The organism is Microbacterium sp. 67-17 (assembly GCF_001898325.1).
In the GTDB taxonomy this organism is placed as follows: Bacteria; Actinomycetota; Actinomycetes; order Actinomycetales; family Microbacteriaceae; genus Microbacterium; species Microbacterium schleiferi.
Genome location: NZ_MKTR01000024.1, coordinates 69,303 through 89,552 on the forward strand (window position 1 = coordinate 69,303; position 20,250 = coordinate 89,552).

17 protein-coding genes and 1 riboswitch are annotated in these 20,250 nt (G+C 66.7%); of the genes, 7 read left to right on the forward strand and 10 right to left on the reverse strand.

The genetic code is table 11. The annotated features are described in order from the left end of the window. The first annotated feature begins 17 nt into the window (after window positions 1–17). Window positions 18–101: riboswitch (ZMP/ZTP riboswitch) on the forward strand. A gap of 53 nt (window positions 102–154) precedes the next feature. From glyA to BGO47_RS10135, 3 genes are all read left to right on the forward strand, one after another. Further along, window positions 155–1,429 carry a serine hydroxymethyltransferase gene (gene glyA, locus BGO47_RS10125; RefSeq protein ID WP_292711526.1) on the forward strand — a complete coding sequence of 425 codons (1,275 nt, stop codon included), beginning with the start codon at window positions 155–157 and terminating at the stop codon, window positions 1,427–1,429. Between the two features lie 126 nt (window positions 1,430–1,555). Next, window positions 1,556–2,443 (forward strand): bifunctional methylenetetrahydrofolate dehydrogenase/methenyltetrahydrofolate cyclohydrolase, encoded by an 888-nt coding sequence (locus BGO47_RS10130; protein ID WP_292711528.1) that lies wholly within the window; start codon window positions 1,556–1,558, stop codon window positions 2,441–2,443. Between the two features lie 54 nt (window positions 2,444–2,497). Further along, entirely contained in the window at window positions 2,498–3,478 is a 981-nt protein-coding gene (locus tag BGO47_RS10135; RefSeq protein WP_228179156.1) for a DUF4436 family protein, read from the forward strand. Here the strand turns inward: BGO47_RS10135 and BGO47_RS10140 are convergent. The 3 genes from BGO47_RS10140 to BGO47_RS10150 form a co-directional block, all read right to left on the reverse strand. Further along, complete coding sequence (locus BGO47_RS10140) at window positions 3,475–3,918, reverse strand: hypothetical protein (RefSeq protein ID WP_292711535.1); 444 nt, start codon at window positions 3,916–3,918, stop codon at window positions 3,475–3,477. The genes BGO47_RS10135 and BGO47_RS10140 overlap by 4 nt on opposite strands. 52 nt (window positions 3,919–3,970) lie before the next feature. Further along, window positions 3,971–4,966, reverse strand: coding sequence for a DUF559 domain-containing protein (locus BGO47_RS10145; protein WP_292711538.1), 996 nt, complete (start codon window positions 4,964–4,966; stop codon window positions 3,971–3,973). A gap of 264 nt (window positions 4,967–5,230) precedes the next feature. Next, a complete protein-coding gene (locus BGO47_RS10150) occupies window positions 5,231–6,667 on the reverse strand; it encodes an XRE family transcriptional regulator (RefSeq protein ID WP_292711541.1) in 1,437 nt (478 codons plus the stop codon). 115 nt (window positions 6,668–6,782) lie between these two features. Here BGO47_RS10150 and BGO47_RS10155 point away from each other — a divergent pair, with 115 nt between their 5' ends. After that, window positions 6,783–8,645 carry a phosphoenolpyruvate carboxykinase (GTP) gene (locus BGO47_RS10155; RefSeq protein WP_292711544.1) on the forward strand — a complete coding sequence of 621 codons (1,863 nt, stop codon included), beginning with the start codon at window positions 6,783–6,785 and terminating at the stop codon, window positions 8,643–8,645. A 16-nt stretch (window positions 8,646–8,661) separates the two neighbouring features. Here BGO47_RS10155 and BGO47_RS10160 read toward each other — a convergent pair whose 3' ends face one another. Further along, window positions 8,662–10,659, reverse strand: coding sequence for an ABC transporter ATP-binding protein (locus BGO47_RS10160; RefSeq protein ID WP_292711547.1), 1,998 nt, complete (start codon window positions 10,657–10,659; stop codon window positions 8,662–8,664). Window positions 10,660–10,822: 163 nt separating this feature from the next. On the opposite strand from BGO47_RS10160, the gene BGO47_RS10165 reads away from it, so the two are divergent. Then, a complete protein-coding gene (locus tag BGO47_RS10165; protein WP_292711550.1) occupies window positions 10,823–11,470 on the forward strand; it encodes a GntR family transcriptional regulator in 648 nt (215 codons plus the stop codon). A gap of 82 nt (window positions 11,471–11,552) precedes the next feature. On the opposite strand, the gene BGO47_RS10170 is transcribed toward BGO47_RS10165, so the two are convergent. From BGO47_RS10170 to BGO47_RS10190, 5 genes are read right to left on the reverse strand one after another with little or no spacing between them, the layout of a single operon-like run. Then, the gene (locus BGO47_RS10170) at window positions 11,553–12,821 is read right to left on the reverse strand and encodes an ABC transporter substrate-binding protein (protein ID WP_292711553.1); all 1,269 of its coding nucleotides are present in this window, start codon (window positions 12,819–12,821) and stop codon (window positions 11,553–11,555) included. After that, window positions 12,818–13,897 (reverse strand): branched-chain amino acid ABC transporter permease, encoded by a 1,080-nt coding sequence (locus BGO47_RS10175; RefSeq protein ID WP_292711556.1) that lies wholly within the window; start codon window positions 13,895–13,897, stop codon window positions 12,818–12,820. The genes BGO47_RS10170 and BGO47_RS10175 overlap by 4 nt, the downstream gene beginning before the upstream one ends. After that, window positions 13,897–14,778 carry a branched-chain amino acid ABC transporter permease gene (locus tag BGO47_RS10180; protein WP_292711558.1) on the reverse strand — a complete coding sequence of 294 codons (882 nt, stop codon included), beginning with the start codon at window positions 14,776–14,778 and terminating at the stop codon, window positions 13,897–13,899. The genes BGO47_RS10175 and BGO47_RS10180 overlap by 1 nt, the downstream gene beginning before the upstream one ends. 3 nt (window positions 14,779–14,781) lie before the next feature. After that, on the reverse strand, window positions 14,782–15,492 hold the full coding sequence (locus BGO47_RS10185; protein ID WP_292711561.1) for an ABC transporter ATP-binding protein: 711 nt from the start codon (window positions 15,490–15,492) through the stop codon (window positions 14,782–14,784). Beyond that, window positions 15,479–16,261, reverse strand: a complete 783-nt coding sequence (locus BGO47_RS10190; RefSeq protein ID WP_292711564.1) for an ABC transporter ATP-binding protein — start codon at window positions 16,259–16,261, stop codon at window positions 15,479–15,481. The genes BGO47_RS10185 and BGO47_RS10190 overlap by 14 nt, the downstream gene beginning before the upstream one ends. 250 nt (window positions 16,262–16,511) lie before the next feature. Between BGO47_RS10190 and BGO47_RS10195 the strand changes: the two genes are divergently transcribed. Both BGO47_RS10195 and BGO47_RS10200 read left to right on the forward strand, forming a co-directional pair. Beyond that, window positions 16,512–17,882: an aminomethyl transferase family protein gene (locus BGO47_RS10195; protein WP_292711566.1), complete on the forward strand. Its 1,371-nt coding sequence runs from the start codon at window positions 16,512–16,514 to the stop codon at window positions 17,880–17,882. A 40-nt stretch (window positions 17,883–17,922) separates the two neighbouring features. Continuing rightward, on the forward strand, window positions 17,923–18,819 hold the full coding sequence (locus BGO47_RS10200) for an IclR family transcriptional regulator (RefSeq protein WP_292711568.1): 897 nt from the start codon (window positions 17,923–17,925) through the stop codon (window positions 18,817–18,819). A gap of 27 nt (window positions 18,820–18,846) precedes the next feature. Here the strand turns inward: BGO47_RS10200 and BGO47_RS10205 are convergent, their stop codons facing one another. Beyond that, the gene (locus BGO47_RS10205; RefSeq protein ID WP_292711571.1) at window positions 18,847–20,217 is read right to left on the reverse strand and encodes an aminomethyl transferase family protein; all 1,371 of its coding nucleotides are present in this window, start codon (window positions 20,215–20,217) and stop codon (window positions 18,847–18,849) included. Window positions 20,218–20,250: the final 33 nt, after the last annotated feature.

Here is a 20,250-nt window from a genome sequence, read left to right on the forward strand (position 1 = left end):
AGTTCAATCCGGTATGCTCAGGGTGTCGCGACTGGCGTTGAGGTGGATGACCACCGGGGAGCGACCGACACGGAACTCGACCGTACGCCTGGGTCGAGACGGAACCCCTGCCGAAGCCGTCGTCCCCGCCCCGCAGCACAAGGAGCACAACGCCATGAGCGACTCGTTCTTCACCGCCCCCCTTGCCGAAGTCGATCCCGAGATCGCTCAGGTCCTCGACCGGGAGCTCGCCCGTCAGCAGAGCTACCTCGAGATGATCGCGTCCGAGAACTTCGTGCCCGTCTCGGTCCTGCAGTCGCAGGGCTCGGTGCTCACGAACAAGTACGCCGAGGGATACCCGGGCAAGCGCTACTACGGTGGGTGCGAAGAAGTCGACGTCGCCGAAGAGCTTGCGATCGCCCGGGCAAAGGAGTTGTTCGGGGCCGCGTACGCGAACGTGCAGCCCCACTCCGGTGCCACCGCGAACGCGGCTGTTCTGCACGCGATCGCCCGCCCCGGTGACACAATCCTCGGTCTGTCACTCGACCACGGCGGACACCTCACGCACGGCATGAAGGCGAACTTCTCCGGTCGCCTGTACGACATCGTCGCCTACGGGGTCGACCCCGAGACGAGCCTCATCGACATGGACGAGGTGCGTCGCCTCGCGCTCGAACACCGTCCGCAGGTCATCATCGCGGGATGGTCGGCGTACCCGCGCCAGCTGGACTTCGCGCGGTTCCGCGAGATCGCCGACGAGGTCGACGCGCTGCTGTGGGTCGACATGGCTCACTTCGCGGGTCTGGTTGCTGGTGGCGTCCACCCCTCGCCCGTGCCGCACGCGCACGTCGTCTCATCCACGGTTCACAAGACCATCGGCGGCCCGCGTTCGGGGTTCATTCTGACCAACGACGAGGCGCTCGCGAAGAAGATCAACTCGGCGGTCTTCCCGGGGCAGCAGGGTGGCCCCCTCATGCACGTGATCGCGGCGAAGGCGACAGCGTTCAAGCTCGCTGCGACCCCGGAGTTCCGTGAGCGGCAGCAGCGCACCGTGCGCGGGGCGAAGATCCTCGCCGACCGGCTCGCGCAGCGCGATGTGGCCGATGCCGGCATCGCTGTTCGCTCGGGTGGCACCGATGTGCACCTCGTGCTCGTTGACCTGCGAAACGCGGTGATCGACGGCAAGCAGGCGGAGGATCTCCTGCACGAGATCCAGATCACCGTCAACCGCAACGCCGTACCCAACGACCCGCGGCCGCCGATGGTCACGTCGGGCCTGCGTATCGGGACGCCGGCCCTGGCGACGCGTGGTTTCGGGGACGCCGAGTTCGCCGAGGTCGCCGACATTATCGCGCTCGCGCTGCTGCCGAACCCCGACATCGATGCGCTGCGTGCGCGGGTTGCGACCCTCACCGCAGCGTTCCCGCTCTACCCGGGCCTGTCGCAGTAGAGACCGTACGCGGGCCCGGGCGCGGCATCCGGGTCTGGATGACGCGACCCTGCGCCCGTAGAATACCTATGGACGTAGTTATCCGTCCCGGACGCGGAGGTCACGGGATGACGACAGGAGACGCGAATGACTGCACAACTACTCGATGGCACCGCGACCGCCGCTGCGATCAAGGGGGAGCTTCGTGACCGCGTCGCTGCCCTCGCGGCGCGGGGCATCGTGCCGGGCCTCGGGACACTACTCGTCGGCGATGACGGTGCCTCGCGCTCGTACGTCACCGGCAAGCACCGCGACTGCGCGGAAGTCGGCGTCGCCTCGATCGCGATCGAACTGCCCGCTACCGCCACACAGGACGAGATCGCGGATGCCGTCCGTGCGCTCAACGCGGATCCTGCCGTCACCGGGTTCATCGTGCAGCTGCCGTTGCCGAAGGGCATCGATGAGAACGCCATCCTTGAGCTGATCGATCCCGACAAGGATGCCGACGGCCTGCATCCCACGAACCTCGGCCGGCTCGTCCTGGGCGTTGACCCCGCAACGGCCGTACCTGCACCTCTGCCGTGCACACCCGCCGGGATCATCGAACTCCTCACCCGTCATGGCGTGCAGATCGCAGGCAAGCACGTCACCGTCATCGGGCGCGGAATCACCGTCGGTCGCCCACTCGGGCTTCTGCTGACCCGCAAGGGCACCGACGCGACCGTGACCCTCACTCACTCACGCACTCCTGACCTGGAGGCGCAGGTGCGCCGAGCCGACATCGTGGTGGCCGCCGTCGGGCAGCCGCACCTGGTAAAGCCCGAGTGGATTGCGCCGGGCGCTGCAGTGCTGGATGTCGGCGTGACCCGCGTCGGAACTACCGAGACCGGGCGCGCGAAGCTTGCCGGGGATGTCGATCCAGCCGTTGCGGAGGTCGCCGGCTGGCTTTCGCCGAACCCGGGCGGCGTCGGACCCATGACCCGCGCGATGCTCGTCGCGAACGTCGTGGAGACCGCCGAACGCTTGGCCCGCTGAATTGGACCGCCGGGGCGAGGCGCGGCGGCCTCCTCGCTCTGGCACAATGACGCCGTGACGTCCTCGACTCCTGCGCGACGCCGCGGCCGCCGTGCGGCGATGGTGGGCGGCATCCTCGCCCTCGTTCTGTTGTACGTCGTCGTGGTTCTGCTCTACGCATCAGGTGGACGCATCGAGCGTGCGTCTGTGGCTAGCGGCGGCTCTGGGCAACCGCTCGTGCTCACCCTGACTCCTGCCGACGTTGACGGTGCGGCGAGCCACCTCACACTGCGAATCACGCCCGGTCCCGACCTCGGGTCCTACTCGTCCGACCAGTTCTCGATGGACGAAACGGTGCACGTCCTGGTCACCGGAACCGACGGGTCGCGCACGATCACATACGGCGCGGACGAGGTCGTGGGTGCCGAGACCGTCACGCTCACGCTCGACGGATTCATCGAGCAGTGGCCGTTTGACAGGTACACGACTGACACGATGATCGTGCCGCTGCGCGAAGCTGCGGACGGTGAGGGCGTGCCGATCCCGTACGAACTCGCGGTCGATGGTCGAGTCCCGGGTTGGAATGTCACCGCCCAGGCGGTGGAGTTGCCCGCTATGGCCACCGAGGACGGGCTGATCACAACCCTCGGGGTGCAGTTCACCATCACGCGCGCGGCATCCACGATCGCTTTCGGCGTCGTGCTGTTGACGCTGATGGTGATCGCACCTGTTCTCGTCCTGACCGCAGCGATCACCGTCTACCGGGGCCGCCGCAAGATTGAGGCGACCATGCTCGGCTGGTTCGGCGCGATGTTGTTCGCGACGATCCCGCTGCGCAACTTCCTCCCCGGCTCGCCGCCGATCGGCTCGTGGGTGGACTACCTCATCGTGCTCTGGGTGATCGCTGCGCTCATCGCTGGACTGGTCATCTTCATCCTCGCGTGGCTCCGTAGCGGCCCGGCTGGCGTTGCCGCTGCCGAGTCTGCGAGCGGCGCCCACGTGCAGGGCGACAGATCCGACGCGGATGCCGGATCAGATGGTGGCGCGGACTCCTAGCCGCCGTGGGAGTCGCGCCCGCGGGCGCCGTCCCAGAGACGGCCAGCGTGCGCTTCGAGGCGGTCATCGATGGCGTCGTAGATGAGCCATGCGATGACAAACAGCACCGGCGGGATGACCCAGCCCCAGAAGAAGCCAGCGACGCTTACGCCGGAGAGCACGACCACGAGCACCCACACGACTGCTGCGACGATGAGCACGATGGTGCCCTGAACGAGCTTTGCGCCAGTCCGTGTGAGGTCTCGGCTTGACCGTTCGGCGCGGCCTCCCAACCATCGTCGTAAGGCTGGTTTGACCCAGAGCGTTGCCAGGGCGAGGATCACCGCCGCCCACAGCACCGACCACCCGACCGAGACCTGCGGCATGATCAGACCGATCACGAGCAGCACGACGACGTCGAAAACGTAGAGAGTCACGAAGCGGATCAGCCAGGCGCGCACGAATCCACCCTGCCACGGATGCCGCAACCGGGTCAGCCGGGATACGTCGCTGCTAGCGGTCCCGCGGTCCCACCCAGCCGTGGCGGCGGAGAGCGCTTGCCACGACCGACGTCGCGCTCCCGTCACGAATGCGTCGAGAGGTCAGGCGAACGACCTCCCACCCCTGCGCCGCCAGTGCCGCCGTTCTGTCGATGTCGCGATTCCACTGGGCGCGATCGGTCCGGTGGTGATCGCCTTCGACTTCGACGATCACGCCGAATGCTCGATGCATGCCGTCGACAATCGCTATCAGCGCTCCGCCTGCATCGCGGAGCTCGACATCCAGCTCCATGTCGGGCAGTCGCGCGGCTTCGGCATCCAGTCGATACTCGGTCTCGAGCCGAGAGGCACTGCCGACACGCACCAGCGTCAGGGCACGAAGGAGCGTTTTGCGGTGCCGCCTCCCTGGCGCGAGTGCTGCTGCCTCCAGCTGGGCGGGCGTGGCCAGTCGCGCGTTCGGCATGGCGCGACCCCTATGGTCGCGAGGAACGCGTACGAAGTGGTCCCCCATGATCACGAGCCACCGTTCTGACAGCTCTCCGCCGAGCATCGCCCAGGTCGAGGCTGGAGTGGTCACACGCAAGCCCTCGACATCCATCACGTACGCAAGGTGCTCGCGCGTCTGAAGGCCGGCCACGCCTCGCGCTCGCGCTGCCCGATGCGGGTGCATGATGCCAACCGACAGGTCAGCGTCAGCGTCGAAGCCGTTGGGAAGCGGACACCCGAGAAGCGCCGCTGCGGTCATCCCCGTGAAGAACCCGTGTCGACTCATCACGCGGCTGTATGCGCGGGCCCGATCTATTACCCGGGCGCGGGCTCGGCCATCGATCGCTTGCGGACCCTCGAACGCGGAGCGTGGCGCGGCCTCGGGACGAATCCGAGTGGCGTGGAACGGGCGCTCGAGATCGGACGCACGCAGTCGCCGAGGGCTCACACCCATCACGCGTGCCTCGGCGTAGGCGAATGGGCCGGACAGTGTCGGAGGAAGCGGGGTGTGGTGGCGCGGCATCCGATCAGCATCCGGGGCGGGCCGCGCCTGTGGCTGGCCGCTCGGGCAACTCGTGTCATCCTGCGCCGAACCTGGATGTGGGGAGGAGCCCATGCCGGCCTCTTGAGCATCACTGCTTAGTCCCCGCGCGCGGTCCCAGCGGCGAAGAGTGGGCTCGCATTGTCGTTTACGGGGCTTGAGGCGACAGTTTGCGCCCATATATCGAGTCGAGACGACAATCCGCGCCCACAAGTCCTGGGGCGGATCCCAGGGATGGATGCCGCGTCAGGCGTGGCGCTCCAGGAAGGCGTACACCTCGGAGTCGTCGACGCCGGGGAAGTTGCCTCGGGGGAGCGGGGTGAACATCTGCATGTGCACGCGGGCGCTCGGCCACGCCTTGCCCTCCCAGCGAGAGGTGAGCTCCGAGGGCGCCCGGCGGCAGCACGCCTCGTCGGGGCACGAAGAGACCGCGCGTTTGGTCGTCTCGCGACCGCGGAACCAGCGGGCGTCGTCGAACGGAACGCCCACGCTGATCGAGAACTCGCCGTCGGCTGTGGTGCCGGTCTGTGTGGCACACCAGAACGTCCCGGCGGGAGTGTCGGTGTACTGGTAATGCTCGGTCGTGCGGTTCTGCTCCGAGAAGGCAGCGCGGGCCGACCACTTGCGGCACGCGATCTGCCCATCGACCGCCCCTGTGACGTCCATGGGCAGGGGAAGGTCGTCGTTCTCATAGACGCGCGAGATGGCCCCGGATCCGTCGACGCGCAAGAAGTGCAGACGGATGCCGAGGTGCTGCGTCATCAGGTTCGTCATCCGCATCGCAGCCGCCTCGTGGGTCACGCCGAATGCGTCACGGAAGTCCTCGACGGCAAGGTTGCGGTCCTTCTTGGCCTGCTGTAGGAACGCGACGCCATTGGTCTCGGGGATGAGGCAGCAGGCGGCGAAGTAGTTGATCTCCAGGCGCTGTTGCAGGAAGTCGGCATACGAGGTGGGCCGCTGGTGTCCGAGCAGCCGGTGCGCCATCGCCTGCAGAGCCATGGAGCGCAACCCGTGGCCGCCGGGGATCGATGCGGGGGGTAGATAGATGCGGCCGTTCTCGAGATCGGTGACCGACCGCGCGGACCGGGGAAGGTCGTTGACGTAGAGCAGTTCGAACCCGAGGCGCTCGGCCATGATGCTCACAGTGCGGTGGGTGAGCGCGCCCGAGACGTGTCCGGCCGCAGCGAGCTGTTTCTCGGCAAGCTTCTCGATCTCGGGAAGGTAGTTGTCGCGCTCCCGCATCCGCAGGCGAAGCTCAGTGTTGGCTCGGCGCGCCTCTTCGGGCGTCGCGATCGCTTCCCGCTCGCGGCGATCGAGCTCCCGGTGCAGTCCGAGAATCGACTCGATCGTCTCGTCCGGCATCCCCTTGGTGACCTTGACCGGTGGGATGCCGAGGCTGCGAAACACGGGGCTTGCCTGTGCGCGCTCCAGCTCGATCTCCAGCGCCGCACGGCGATTCGGGGGTTCAGCGGCCAGGAGATCGGTGACCTCCAGGCCCGTCGCGTGGGCGATTGCCTGCAGCAGCGAGAGCTTCGGCTCGCGCTTGCCGTTCTCAATGAGGCTCAGCTGGCTGCCCGCGACCCCCACTTGTGCACCCAACTCATCGAGCGTCCAGCCGCGAGCCACCCGTTCGTGACGGATGCGGTGCCCGAGTGTCACCAGTTCGAGGTTCGTGGGTGCCATTCCTTGATGCTAGCGAAAGAATCGGGGTTCTTATGGGGGTAGACGGCTTCAAACCCCGCTTCGCGTGCGGGAAAGTGGAGAATGAACCCTGACGACGTCGCCCACAGGAGAGACAATGGCCATCGCTGACATTACTCGCCCCACTATTTCGGCGCCCGCGTCGGCATCCGGCGAGCTGCCGTCGATCTCCGGGCCCGGCATGGACGCTCTGATCGAGTGGGTGGATGAGATCGCTGCGCTGACCAAGCCCGACCGCATCCACTGGGTGAACGGCTCCCGTGCCGAGAACGAGGCGCTGCTGCGCGAGCAGGTCGAACAGGGCAAGCTCATCAAGCTCAACCCCGAGTGGCGCCCGGGCTCGTACCTCGCCCGCTCTCACCCGAGCGACGTCGCCCGCACCGAGGCGCGCACCTTCATCGCCTCGGGGCGGGAAGAAGACGCCGGCCCGACCAACAACTGGGTGGCCCCCGCCGAGATCCGTAGCACCATCACTCCGCTGTTTGACGGCTCGATGCGCGGGCGCACGATGTATGTCGTGCCGTTCTCGATGGGACCCGTCGCTGGACCGCTGTCGCACATCGGTGTGCAGATCACCGACAGTGCCTACGCGGTCACCTCGATCGGCATCATGACGCGTGTGGGCACCGACGTCCTGCGCGAGATCGCAGGCGGGTCGCCGTGGGTCAAGACCGTCCACTCCGTGGGTGCGCCGCTCGCGCCCGGTCAGGAGGATGTCGCCTGGCCGTGCAACGACGAGAAGTACATCGTGCACTTCCCCGACACCCTCGAGGTGTGGTCGTACGGCTCCGGATACGGCGGCAACGCCATCCTCGCCAAGAAGTGCTTCGCGCTTCGTATCGCATCGGTCATCGGCCGCGACGAGGGGTGGATGGCTGAGCACATGCTGCTCATCCGCGTCATCAGCCCCGAGGGCAAGGCGTACCATCTCGCCGCCGCGTTCCCGTCGGCGTGCGGCAAAACCAACCTCGCGATGCTGCGCCCGACGATTCCCGGATGGCGCGTCGAGACGCTCGGCGACGACATCGCGTGGCTGCGCCCGGGCGAGGATGGGCGTCTCTGGGCGATCAACCCCGAGGCCGGCTTCTTCGGCGTGGCACCCGGGACCGGCGAGTCCACCAATGTCACGGCTGTCGAAACGCTGTGGGGTAACACGATCTTCACGAATGTCGCGCTCCGGCCCGATGGCGATGTCTGGTGGGAGGGACTGACCGACGAAGCTCCCGCCGAACTCATCGACTGGGAAGGCAACCCCTGGACCCCGGCATCCGGGCGTCCCGCCGCGCACCCGAACTCCCGTTTCACCGTTCGCGCAGACCAGTGCCCGCAGATCGCGGACGACTGGGATGCGCCCCAGGGCGTGCCGATCGACGCAATCCTGTTCGGCGGACGCCGCGCCACGAACGTTCCGCTCGTGGTCGAGGCAACCGACTGGGTTCACGGGGTTTTCCTCGGCTCGACGATCTCGTCCGAGCGCACCGCGGCTGCTGAGGGCACGGTCGGTGAACTGCGTCGCGACCCGTTCGCGATGCTGCCCTTCTGCGGCTACAACATGGCCGACTACTTCGGCCACTGGGTCAAGATGGGCCAGCAGCTGCGGTTCGATCGCGCGCCGCGGATCTTCCAGGTCAACTGGTTCCGAAAGGGGGCGGATGGCCGCTTCCTCTGGCCCGGATTCGGCGACAACTCGCGTGTCATCGAGTGGATCATCCGTCGCGTCGACGAGACGGTGCCGGCGCTCGACAGCCCCATCGGGCGCCTGCCGCGCGTCGAGGACCTCAACCTCGAGGGCATCGAGGTTCCGCAGGAAGACCTCGATGAGCTGTTCGCGGTCGATCCGGCCTCGTGGCTGCACGAGGCTGACCTCACCGAAGAGTTCTACGGCGTCTTCGATGGCCGCGTCCCGGCTCAGCTGAACGCCGAGCTCGCGGCGCTTCGGTACCGCCTCAGATCAGCCTGACCGCAGCGCACGCGGGTCAGACCAGCAGTTGGTGGCGGGCGAGGTCGCGATAGAGCGGTGTCGACTCGACCAACTCACCATGGGTCCCTTGGCCGATCACCTCGCCGTTTTGCATGACGACGATCAGGTCACTGTCCACGACCGTCGACAGGCGATGGGCGATGACGATGAGGGTCCGTTCTGCTGCGACGGCGTCGATGGCATCCCGCATCCGCTGCTCGTTGAGACCGTCCAAAGATGATGTCGATTCGTCCAGCAGCAAGATGGGGGGAGCTGCCAGCAGGGCACGCGCGATCGCCAGCCGCTGACGCTCGCCGCCCGAGAGCATGACGCCGTTCTCGCCCACCGGAGCCTCCAGGCGCAACGGACTGCGCTCCAGCACCTCGGTCAGGTTCACCGCGTCGAGGACGCGCTCGCAATCAGCATCCGTCGCCTCGGGAGAGGCCAGGCGCAGGTTCTGCGCGATCGTCCCGGCGAGGGTCGGCGCATCTTGTTCGACGTAGCCGAGCTGCGCGCGCAGCTGTTCGCGCGGGAGTGTCCGGATATCGGCGCCGCCCAGCAGGATCGCGCCGGCTGTCGGGTCGTAGAACCGCTCGATGAGCGCGAGCGTCGTGCTCTTACCGGCTCCTGACGGGCCGACGATCGCCACGCGCGACCCGCGGGGGACGTGGAACGAGACGCCGCGCAGCACCTCGCCAGCATGATCGGATGCCTCGGACTGCGCCTGCGCGCCGGACTCGGCATCCGCGTCGCCCTCGCCGTCACCCGGGAGTGCGATCACCGAGGTGTCGACATGCGCACTCTCGAGCACCGCACGTGCTTCAGTTTCGGCCTTCCGGCGCGCGGCGACAACGGCCTCGGGATAGCGGAACCAGACATCCCGGAACTCGATCGCCGGCGATTCGATTGCCGCAAACTGATCGTCGGCGTCTGAGCCTGCGGCGTGTTGCGGCAAACGGGCGGGGGAGGACTCCGTGACGGATGCCGCGAGCCGCGCGTCGTCGGCATCCTCGACCGGCAGATTGAGGATCTCTTGGATGCGGCCGAGAGCCCCCAGGGCCTGGTTCACCGAGGTGATGGCGCCGAAGAAGCTCCCGAGGGGGCCGACGAGCAGGAAGAGGAACATGATGAAGGTGACCAGGCTCGCGATCTCGATCGCGCCGGATGCCACGCGGAACCCGCCGACGCCCAGGACGACCAGCAGCGAGACCTGCAGGGCGATACCCGCGACAGGAACGACGAGCGCCGAGACCTTCGCGATCCGCACGCCGACGCCGTAAGCCTCCGTCGCGACACCCGTGATGTCTGCGACTTCGCGGTCGGTGGCGCCGGCGGCGCGCACCGTCCGTATCGAACTCACAGCGCGCTCCACTGACGACGCGAGCTCGCCGACCTTCTCTTGCTGCTCACCCGTGGCGCGGCGAATCCTGCCGCTGAGGATCACGACCACGGTGACCGACAGACCGATGACGACGACAATCAGCAGCAGCAGGAGCGGGTCGATCAGGGCCATCGCGACCAGGGCGCCGATAAAGAGGAGCGAGTTGCCGACGGCATCCGCGAGTCCCTGCGTGAGGACCGCGTAGAGCAGCGTGGTGTCGGTACCGACACGGGAGACGAGGTCGCCCGTGCGGCGGGCATCGAACTCCCGGATGGGAAGATGCAGGATGCGGGCCACGAGCTGTCGCCGGCTCGAGTAGACCACGGCAGTCCCGGTGCGCTGCAGCAGGTAGTGCTGGAACCCGGAGATGAGGGACGCCGCGACCACGAGCGCGACGATTCCCCACACCAGCCATCCGAGGGGGACTTGATCCTGAACGCGGGTGATCACCTGGCCGACCAGCACGGGCTGGGCGAGAGTGGCGACTGCGCCGATGATGCTCAGGATCGCGACCACGATGAGCACGTTCCGATGCTCGAGAAGGAAGGGCACCAGCTGGCGGAACGTCGCGCGCGGGCCTTCTTCGGGGGTGCGACGACCACGGCGGGCGGGACGCGAATCAGCGCGCGACATCGAGACCTCGATTCGGGGGAGGGGCTAACTACGACCGTACTCCGCGCTGGTTGTTCTGCTCACCCGGCGGATGACGTCGGGTGAGGATCCGCACCGAGATCGTGAAAGAAATCGTCGACAGTTCCTGCGCAGACACTATTGTCGACTCAAGGAGGATGCGTCGATGACGACGATGTCAGTCCAGGGTGCTTCGAGCGCCGACGTTACCGGGCAGATCCGCGAGGCGATCCAGACCGGACGCTATGCGCCGCACCAGCGCCTCATCGAAGCCGACATCAGCGATCAGTTCGGCGCGTCGCGATCCGCCGTCCGCAACGCCCTGTTGACGCTGTCAAGCGAGGGGCTCGTCGAACGGATGCCGAACAAGGGCGCCCGCGTGCGTTCGGTCACGATCGACGAGGCGGTGGAAATCGCCGAGGTGCGGATGGGACTCGAAGCCCTCTGCGCACGTAAGGCTGCAGAGCTCGTCGACGACGATGAGATCGCCAGTCTGCGACGACTGCGCGCTGACATGTTTGCCGCCGCCGAGTCCGGGAACCACCTGACCTATTCCGAACTGAAAAACGCGGTGCACCAGAGTGTGCAGCAGATCAGTCGGCATCACACGGCGGTCCTCCTCCTCGAACGCCTTCGTGCGCAGTCGGCGCGCCATCAGTTCCGCCTTGCCCTGCATCCGGGGCGTGGGCTGGATTCCGTTCATGAACACGCTGCGATCATCGACGCCGTCGTCGCCCGAGATCCCGACGCTGCCGAGTCGGCAATGCGCGTTCACCTGGCCGGTGTGATCGAGGTCTTGCGGACGCTGGACTGACTGCGCCACGCCTCACGGACTGACTGACCCGACAGGAAGGGGCGGCCCGGAGAGCCCGGACCGCCCCTTCCAGATACCGAGGTCAGCCGATGCTGTCGGCGTCGCTGTACCCGGTGCCGTTGTACTTCTGGACGATCACGCTCGAGACCGCCGGCTCACCGGGGACTGTCGTGGTGACCGCGGTACCCGGAAGCATGAGCGGCGCCTCGAAGTCGGTGACCTCACGCAGGTGCAGCATGAAGTCGTCGCGCGTGGGCTCGGTCATGTTCTGGAACACCTGCTCGAGCGTCGCACCGATCATGTAGCTCCACATGCAGTGCGGGAACGCCGGCGGGTCGGGGTAGTTGCCGTACTCCTTGAGGTCAGAGAGGAAGGTCACGACATCCTCGTCCTCGGCGAAGGCCGGGCTTGCCGGTGCCTTCGAGAACGAGACGGAGTAGACGCCGGGGAAGGCCACCGCGTTGCCCGGCTGCAGGATCGCCGTCGGGCTGGAGGTGTTCGAGGGCAGGAACCAGCTGGGGAGCCATCCGAGTTCCTGGGCCTTCTGCAGCGACGAGATCACCAGCGGGGTGATCGACATCGCGTTGAAGAAGACATCGGCGCCGGTGGCAGCGAGTTCGGTGAGCTGAGCATCGACCGACGTGTCGGTGGCCTCGTAGCTCAGCTCGCCGACGATCTCGATGTTGCTGGCGCCCGCCACGGCCTCCTTGAAGCCCTCGACGTAGCCCTGGCCGTAGTCGTCGTTCTGATACAGGATCGCGACCTTGTGGTCACCCGACTCGGCGAGCAGTTCACCGAATGCCGCGCCCTCGTTCTGGTAGACCGGCACGAAGCCGAGCTGCCACGGGCTTTCCTCGGGGTCGGAGAAGAGTGGATCGCCGGTCATGATCAGCACCTGCGGGAACTCCTCGTCGATCGCGGCCTCGCGCCACGCACGGTTCGTGGGAGTCCCGAGGCCCGAGGTGGCTGCGAACACGTCGTCGGCCACCATCTGCTGGAAGTTCGCCAGTGCCTTCTGCGGGTCGTAGGCGTCATCGTACGACTTGACCTCGATGGTGCGGGTCTTGCCGTCGCCGAACTCAATGCCGCCTTCGGCGTTGCGGGCACCCATATATGCGGCAAGTCCCGCGACAGTGCAGGTGCCGGGGCCGGCTGTGGCGCCCGAGAGCGGCGTCGATACGCCGAGCGTGAGGGTTGTGTCGGTGATGCCGGGGCTGTTGGCGACGGCACCATCGGTGCTCTCGCCGCCACCGGAATCCCCGCCGCGGGAACATCCGGCCGCGAGCAGGGCGACGATGCCGATGCCCGCGACGACGGAGGTGACCCGCGCCTTGGTGCGCAGAGTGCTCATGTGTTGTGCCTCTTTTCTTCTGGTGTTGGTTGGGAGGGTGTGTCAGAACGGGTGGGTGGCGTGCCCGCCGATTCGGAGGGCCTCCCCGATCCGGAGGCGCGCCTGGTCAGGCGCCGCACCGTGCGGGGGAGCGAGGCGAGGCCGCCGGGCAGAACGAAGAGGATCGCGAGCAGGATGATTCCCTGGAAGAACGCCGTCATGCTGGGGTTGATGAGGTTCGTCCATTGCGGAACAAGCACGTAGTAGGCGCCGCCGAGGAGGGAGCCGACGATGCTTCCTGCCCCGCCGATCACCATCGCCGCCAGGAGGGAGATGGAGTGCGCGAAGCTCATGGTCTCGGGCGAGGTGTACTGCACCACCACCATGTACATGAATCCCGCCACGCCACCGATGACCGACGCGATCGTGAACGCAAGCACCTTGTACCAGTAGGGCGAGATTCCCATGGATGCCGCGACGGCTTCGTTGGATTTGACGATGGCCAGCGCGCGACCGAACTTGCCGTGCACGAGGTTTCGCGTGAGCAGGAACACGATCACCGTGATCAGGATGACGATGTAGAGCTGCCACTGGTCGTTGTAGAGCCCCGTCCACTCGGGCGCTGCCGAGAAGCGCGCCGAGATCCCTTGCGATCCGCCGGTGAACTCCGAGAGGCGCTTGGCCAAGGGCACACCGACGATCGGGAGCGCGATCGTGACCATCGCGATCGCAAGCCCGCCGAGACGGCTTGCCGCCAGGGCCACGATGAGCCCGACGACGCCGGGCAGGATGCACGCGAGCGCGAAGACCAGGATGATGTTCCAGTCCTGCGTGACGCCGTACGCCGTGACGTAGGCTCCGAGGCCGACGAAGAAGATCTGACCGAGCGAGACCTGCCCGGCGTAGCCCATCACGACGTTGAGGCCGAGTACCGCGACGGCGAAGACGCCGATGCGGGCTGCGGTCTGGTTCGCGAACTCGGGGAGGATCAGCGGTCCCACGATGAGGGCGACAGCGATCGCTGCAATGATGACCCAGCGCACCCAGGGTCGCGCTGTGCCGCGAGCCGGGATCGTGAAATCGGTTGTCGAGGTCATCACACGCGCACCACCGTCTTGCGTCCGAACAGTCCCTGTGGTCGCACGAGCAGCACCACGAAGATCAGGATGAAGGGCACCGCGATCTTCATGTCGTGGCCGATGAAAGGCACGTACACTGCCGCGAGGTTTTCAAGGACTCCGATGAGCCACGCGGCGATGACGACTCCGATCGGGCTCGAAAGACCACCCAGGATGACGGCCGCCAAGGCGTAGACCAGCGCGGAGTCCATCATTCCGGGCGTGAGCGTGAGCTGCGGCGCCACGAGCGCTCCGGCTACGGCTCCGAGCCCTGCCGCCAGACCCCATCCGACCATCAGCATCCGGCCGACGGCGATCCCCGAGAACGCGGCCGACTGCGGGTTGATCGCCACGGCGCGCAAGGCCAGGCCGAGCTTCGTGCCGACGAACAGCAGTTGCAGGAGACCCATGATCGCCACGATGACGAAGATCGTGCCGAGGGAGCGAACGCTGATCACCGCGCCGAGGAAGCTCACCGTATCGAGCGGGAACAGCGAGGGAAAGAGCAGGTTGTTGTACGACCAGATCCACCCCACGAACCCCGTGATCAGCGTCAGCAGGCCGATCGTGACGACCACAGCGGTGTCTGGATCGCCGCCCTCGAAGCGGCGCATGAGGAACCGCTCGACGATCGCTCCGAAGACGAACGCGAACAGTACCGAGACGAGGATCGCCAGAATCAGCGGAAGGCCGACCTGCGTCAGCGTGTATGCGACGTAGGCGGCCAGAACCGCCATCCCGCCCTGGGCGAAGTTGATGAGTCCCGTCGATTGGTTAACCAGGACGATCGCGAGCGCGAGCGCTGCGTAGATCGAGCCCGTCGAGAGCCCGTCGACGACGAGTTGGACGAAGGTTCCCATCCGTCAGCCCCCCAGGTATGCGCGTCGGATCTCGTCCATGCCCTTGAGTTCGGACGTGGTGCCGGTCAGCGCGTTGCGCCCGGTCTCGAGAACTGTTGCGGAATCAACGACGGTGAAAGCAAGATTTGCGTTCTGTTCGACGACGACCATGGCGATACCTGACTCGGCCCGCAGCCGCGCGATCGCCTCATAGACGCTCTTGGCAGTGCTGGGAGCCAGGCCCAGCGAGGCTTCGTCGAGCAGGATGAGGCGAGGTTTCGCCATGACGGCGCGTGCGATGGCGAGCATCTGCTGTTCGCCGCCCGAGAGGGCCGCGCCGTGCGAGCGAATCCGCTCCTTGAGGTTCGGGAAGAGTTCGAGCAGGTAGTCGATGTCCTTCTCGATGCCTTTGCGGTCTTTACGCAGGTAGGCGCCCACCCGCAGGTTCTCGCGAACTGTCAGATCTGCGAGGGTTCCGCGGCCCTCGGGGACATGCGCGATCCCGAGGGCGGCTACCTGCTCCGGGCGCTTTCCGCGGATGTCTGTGCCATCGAACATGATTCGTCCGCCGGCGCGCACCACCCCCGTGATCGCGCGCAGCGTCGTCGTCTTGCCCGCCCCGTTCGCCCCGAGGATGCCGACAGCGCCGCCGTCGGGAACGCTCAAGGAGACGCCTTCGAGCACCTGGACGGGTCCGTAGAACGCGGTGACGTCTTCGAGTTCAAGCAGCGTCATCGCCCGCCTCCTTCCCGATGTAGGCCTCGATGACGCGAGGATCGGACTGTGCTTCGGCCGCAGTACCCTCCACGAGCTTCCTGCCATGGTCGAGGACGACGACGCGGTCGGTGAGGGCCGCGATCAGTCCCATGTGGTGTTCCACCACGACGATCGTGATGTCGGCCTCGGCGCGGATCGCGCGGATGAGCTCGATGAGATGCTCGACCTCGGAATGCGGAAGTCCGGCTGCGGGTTCGTCCAGCAGCAGCAGCCGTGGGCGTGACATCAGAGCTCGGGCAAGCTCGATTCCCTTGTGCAGTCCGTGCGAGAGCTCGTCGGCATGCATGTCCGCCGCCCAGTCGAGGCCGACCTTCGCAAGAACCTCGCGTGCCTCCGATCGCATCTGCTTCTCGGAACGTCCCGTCATGGGCAGCCGCAGAGACCATGCGATCGGCCCGCCCGGCATCCGGGTATGCGCTCCGAGCATGACGTTGTCCAACACGGTCGACTCGAGCTGCAGGGCAGGGTGTTGGAACGTCCGAGCGAGCCCATGCCGCGCGAGCGTCGCGGGCGAGGATCCGATGACCTCTTCGTCGTCGATCAGGATGGACCCCGAGCTTGGCTTGTAGTGACCGCTGATGCAGTTGAACAGGGACGTCTTGCCCGCGCCGTTCGGGCCGACGAGGCCGAAGATGAGGCCGGGCTCCACGTCGAAGCTGACGTTTTCGAGCACGCTGATTCCGCCGAAACGGAGAGTCAGGTCTCGCAGTGTCAGTCGAGCGGCCATCGCCCATCCCTCCCCGTGGCGCCAGTGCCACGACCTGTCTCGGACGCTACGACCCAACCTCAGGATTGTCAACGATTTTGGTTGCACGCCACCGCGGGTGTGCCCAGATCGTGACGAGGAAACGTCCGACGCCCCCATCTTGGCGCCGCTCACGAGCCCCATCGATCCCGATTCTGTTCAATGGAAGTCATCACCGTCGGCGTAACGAGGCCGACCTAGCATGGCGCCACATCGATAGGAAAGGTCGACGATGACATCCGAATCCCTTGCCGTGGCCATTGCTGGCGCCGGGAGCCCCGTAACTCTGATGCGCAATCAGAACTGGCCGGCGTTCACGTTCCCGGTAGCACCCGAGTTCACGAACTGGCGTGATGAACAGCGTGCGTGGAACAGCACGGTGGCGCTCATGGACCAGTCGCACCACATGACCCAGCTGTTCCTCGGCGGTGCTGATCTCATTCCGCTGCTCTCGAGCATCTCCCCGAACACGTTCGGCACGTTCCGTCCCGGGGTCGCGAAGCAGCTGATCTCCGTGAACAAGGACGGCTACCTCATCGGCGACGGCATCCTGTTCTACAACGAGGATGCGCCCGAGGGACTCGTGCTCATCGGACATCACCTGCTCATCGACTGGGTTCGATTCAACGCCGAGAAGGCCCAGGCGGCCGGAAAAGACGTTCACCACCGGCTCGAGGGCAACTCGCACATGCGTCAGGGTCCGCCGACGTTCTACCGCTACGAGCTGCAGGGGCCGAACGCGGACCTCGTCATGGAGAAGGTCTTCGGCGGACCTGCCCCCGACATCAAGTTCTTCCACATCGGGGATGTCGAGATCGCCGGGCGTCCCGTCAAGGCGCTGCGCCACGGCATGGCCGGTCAGCCCGGCTTCGAGTTCTACGGTCCCTGGGACGACAACGAGATCGTCCTGAACGCGCTCATGGAGGCAGGTGCTGAGCACGGCATCCGTCGCGTCGGTGCGAAGGCCTACTCGGCCACCCCGCTCGAATCCGGATGGGTCCCCACGCCCTTCCCCGCCATCTTCGACGAGGACTTCGCCGAGTATCGGGAGTGGCTTCCTGCCGACCGCGCCGGCTCGATCGGCGGATCGCTCTTCAGCGAAGACATCCACGACTACTACATGACGCCCTACGACCTGGGGCTCGGTCGCTCGGTCCGGTTCGATCACGACTTCCACGGTCGCGAAGCCCTCGAGAAGCTCGCCGAGAATCCGACGCGCCGCAAGGTCACCCTGCTGTGGAATGCGAACGATGTCGCCGATGTCGTGCGCTCGCAGATGGAGCCCGGCATCCCCGCGAAGTTCCTCGACTTCCCGAAGGCCCGCTACGGCCTCTACCAGATGGACGAGGTGCTGCTGGATGGTCGCCGCGTCGGCATTTCGACCGATGCGGGCTATATCGCTTACGACCAGCTCTACATGTCGCTCGCGACCCTGGATGTCGACATCGCCGACGGTGAGGTCGTCGAGGTCGTCTGGGGGGAAGACCCCATCTCGCAGAAGCACAGCGTCGACGCGCAACACCGGCAGGTACGCATCCGTGCCACGGTCGCGCCGGCGCCGTACCACGAGTACGCGCGTACGGTCTATCGCGCCGACGATTGAGCAACGCGAGTAGCATCGTGGCGTCATCGAGGAGGATGCCATGGCGCGGGGATCGGCCGGAGAGTCGGTGCTGCATAAGCACCTGAAGATCCTCGACGCCTTCGAAGCCAGGCGACCCTTCCTCACGCTCACCGAGATCGCCGACGCGGCGGGCCTGTCGGCTTCGACAGCGCACCGCCTCGTCGGCGAACTCGAGCGGGAGGGGCTGCTCGAGCGGCTCCCCGACAAGTCCTACCGTCTCGGCGTGCGCCTGTGGGAGTTCGCATCGCGCACCCCGGGAGCGATCGGGCTGCGGGAGCTGGCAAAGCCGTGGCTGGCCGCCGTTCACTCGCGGGTGCGCCAGCACACACAGCTGGGAGTGCTCGCCGGGCTCGACGTGCTGTTCGTCGAACGGATGTCGACGCGCGACGCGGTCGTGAACGCCACCCTGATCGGCGGCCGGATCCCGCTCCCCGTGAGCTCCAGCGGCCTCGTTCTGCTCGCCCATGCCGAGCCGGGGCTTGTCGATGAGGTCGTGGCTGCCGGATGGCCGAGCTACACCGCGAGCACTCCTCGTGACGAGGCGAGTCTGCGCGACCTGCTGCGTCGCGTCCGCGGAGAGGGCTACGTGTGCGCAGAGGGGTTCATCCACGAGGAGTCCCGCGGCATCGCCGTGCCGGTCGTAGGACCTCACGGGGTGGTCTACGCGGGCTTGGGAGTCGTCGTACCCAACGACGGGGCGCCGATTCAGGGGATCGTCGAACTGCTGTCGGTTGCCGCTCGGCAGATCACCGAGGCGCTGCGGGATGCCTATCTCCCGGACGCGGGAACCACCGGTCGCGACGAGCCGCACGGCATTCATCCGCTCGTTTCGACCTCGCTGCGCTCGCTGGCCTACCTCGAGACACACCCCGACCCGGGGCGTCGTGCGTCATCGCCGCCGCGCGGTGTGGCTTAGCGCGCGGCGGCGATGACCTCCCGCAGGTCAGCTGGATGCTGCTGAGGTGTCCCGACGGTAGTTCTCGCGGGCGTACGACGAATAGGGCGCGGGAGCAACCGTCGCGCGGATCTCGACCTGACGATGTGGCTCGACGGCGGGCTTGGCGGAGTTGGGCTCCTCACCCCACACCACCACGACCTCGGTGCCCGGCTCCGCGGCATCCGGAACGAGGCTCGCCAGGGATGCGAACACCTGCTCGTTCGTGATGTAGCCGGCATCGTGCGAGATTCCGACATCCTGACCGTTCGCCCGGACGCGGTCGACCTGGTAGAGGCCGTAGCGCGCCTTCGGGAAGTCGATGTACTTTGCCGGCACGCCCGGCTCGAGCAGGGATCGCTGGGCCGCCGCCACGTCGTCGGGGTTCCAGATCAAGGTCACCTTGACGCGGGTGGGCTGCTCGGCGATACGCTCCAGGGCCTCCCGGCCGAGGAAGTCGTGATCGAAGGCGACACTGCGGCCATAGCCGAGGTCGTACGGGGTGACGTAGTAGTCCTCGATCCGGTCGGAGCTGAGGCTCCCGGCCAAAGACCCGGCGCTGGTGGCGGGAAGCCACTCGAGGTAGCGCTCTGCGTGGGCTCCGGTGAAGATCGCCGGCAGCGGGGAGGGCACCCATGCAGACTCGAGGTTCGCCGAGGAGTACGCCTTGGAGCCGACCCGGACCAGCCCGAGCGATGCGCCTTCGCGCAGCAGCGCCTCGCGGACGCGGTCGCCGTCCTCCCAGGGGCCGAAGAGCTCGAAGCCGGGCTGTCCCGCCATCCCGTGGCGCAGCGATCGCACGGTGATGCCGTCGATCGTGAAGGTGGCCATGTGGAAGAACCGCGTGGGGGGGACTGGTGCGCCGGTGACGCGCTCCATGAGCTCCAGTGCGTTCGGTCCCTGCAACTCGTAGCGGTACAGCGTGGGGTTGCCCGCGCGCACGATCGAGTTGCCGTCACGCTCGAAGGTGACCTCGTAGTCCCCGGTCTCACCGTGGAACTGCACCCAGTCGATCACCATCTGGTGGCCGACGAGGTCGAACTCTTCCTCGGCCAGGTAGAAGAGGATCGCGTCACCGATGAGGTATCCCTCGTTGTTGACGGCAATGAACTGCTTTGCGTTGTCGACTTCGAAGCGGGCGAAGCTGTTCACGCCGAGATCGCTCAGCAGACGCAGGGCATCGCGGCCGCGGATGAACAGATCCGTCATGTGGTGCGACTGGTCCAGCAGCGCGACAGTGCTGCGCCAGGACTGCTGCTCTGATCTCCAGTTGCTGAACTCCGCCGTCACGGGAAAGATCGTGGGCCGCGCCTGCGCGTTGCGCAGAAGCTGCACGGGGCCTCCGGCGCGCGCGATCGCGGCGGCAAGGGACTCGGTCATGTGAACTCCTTTGTTACGGGATCGCCGCGATAC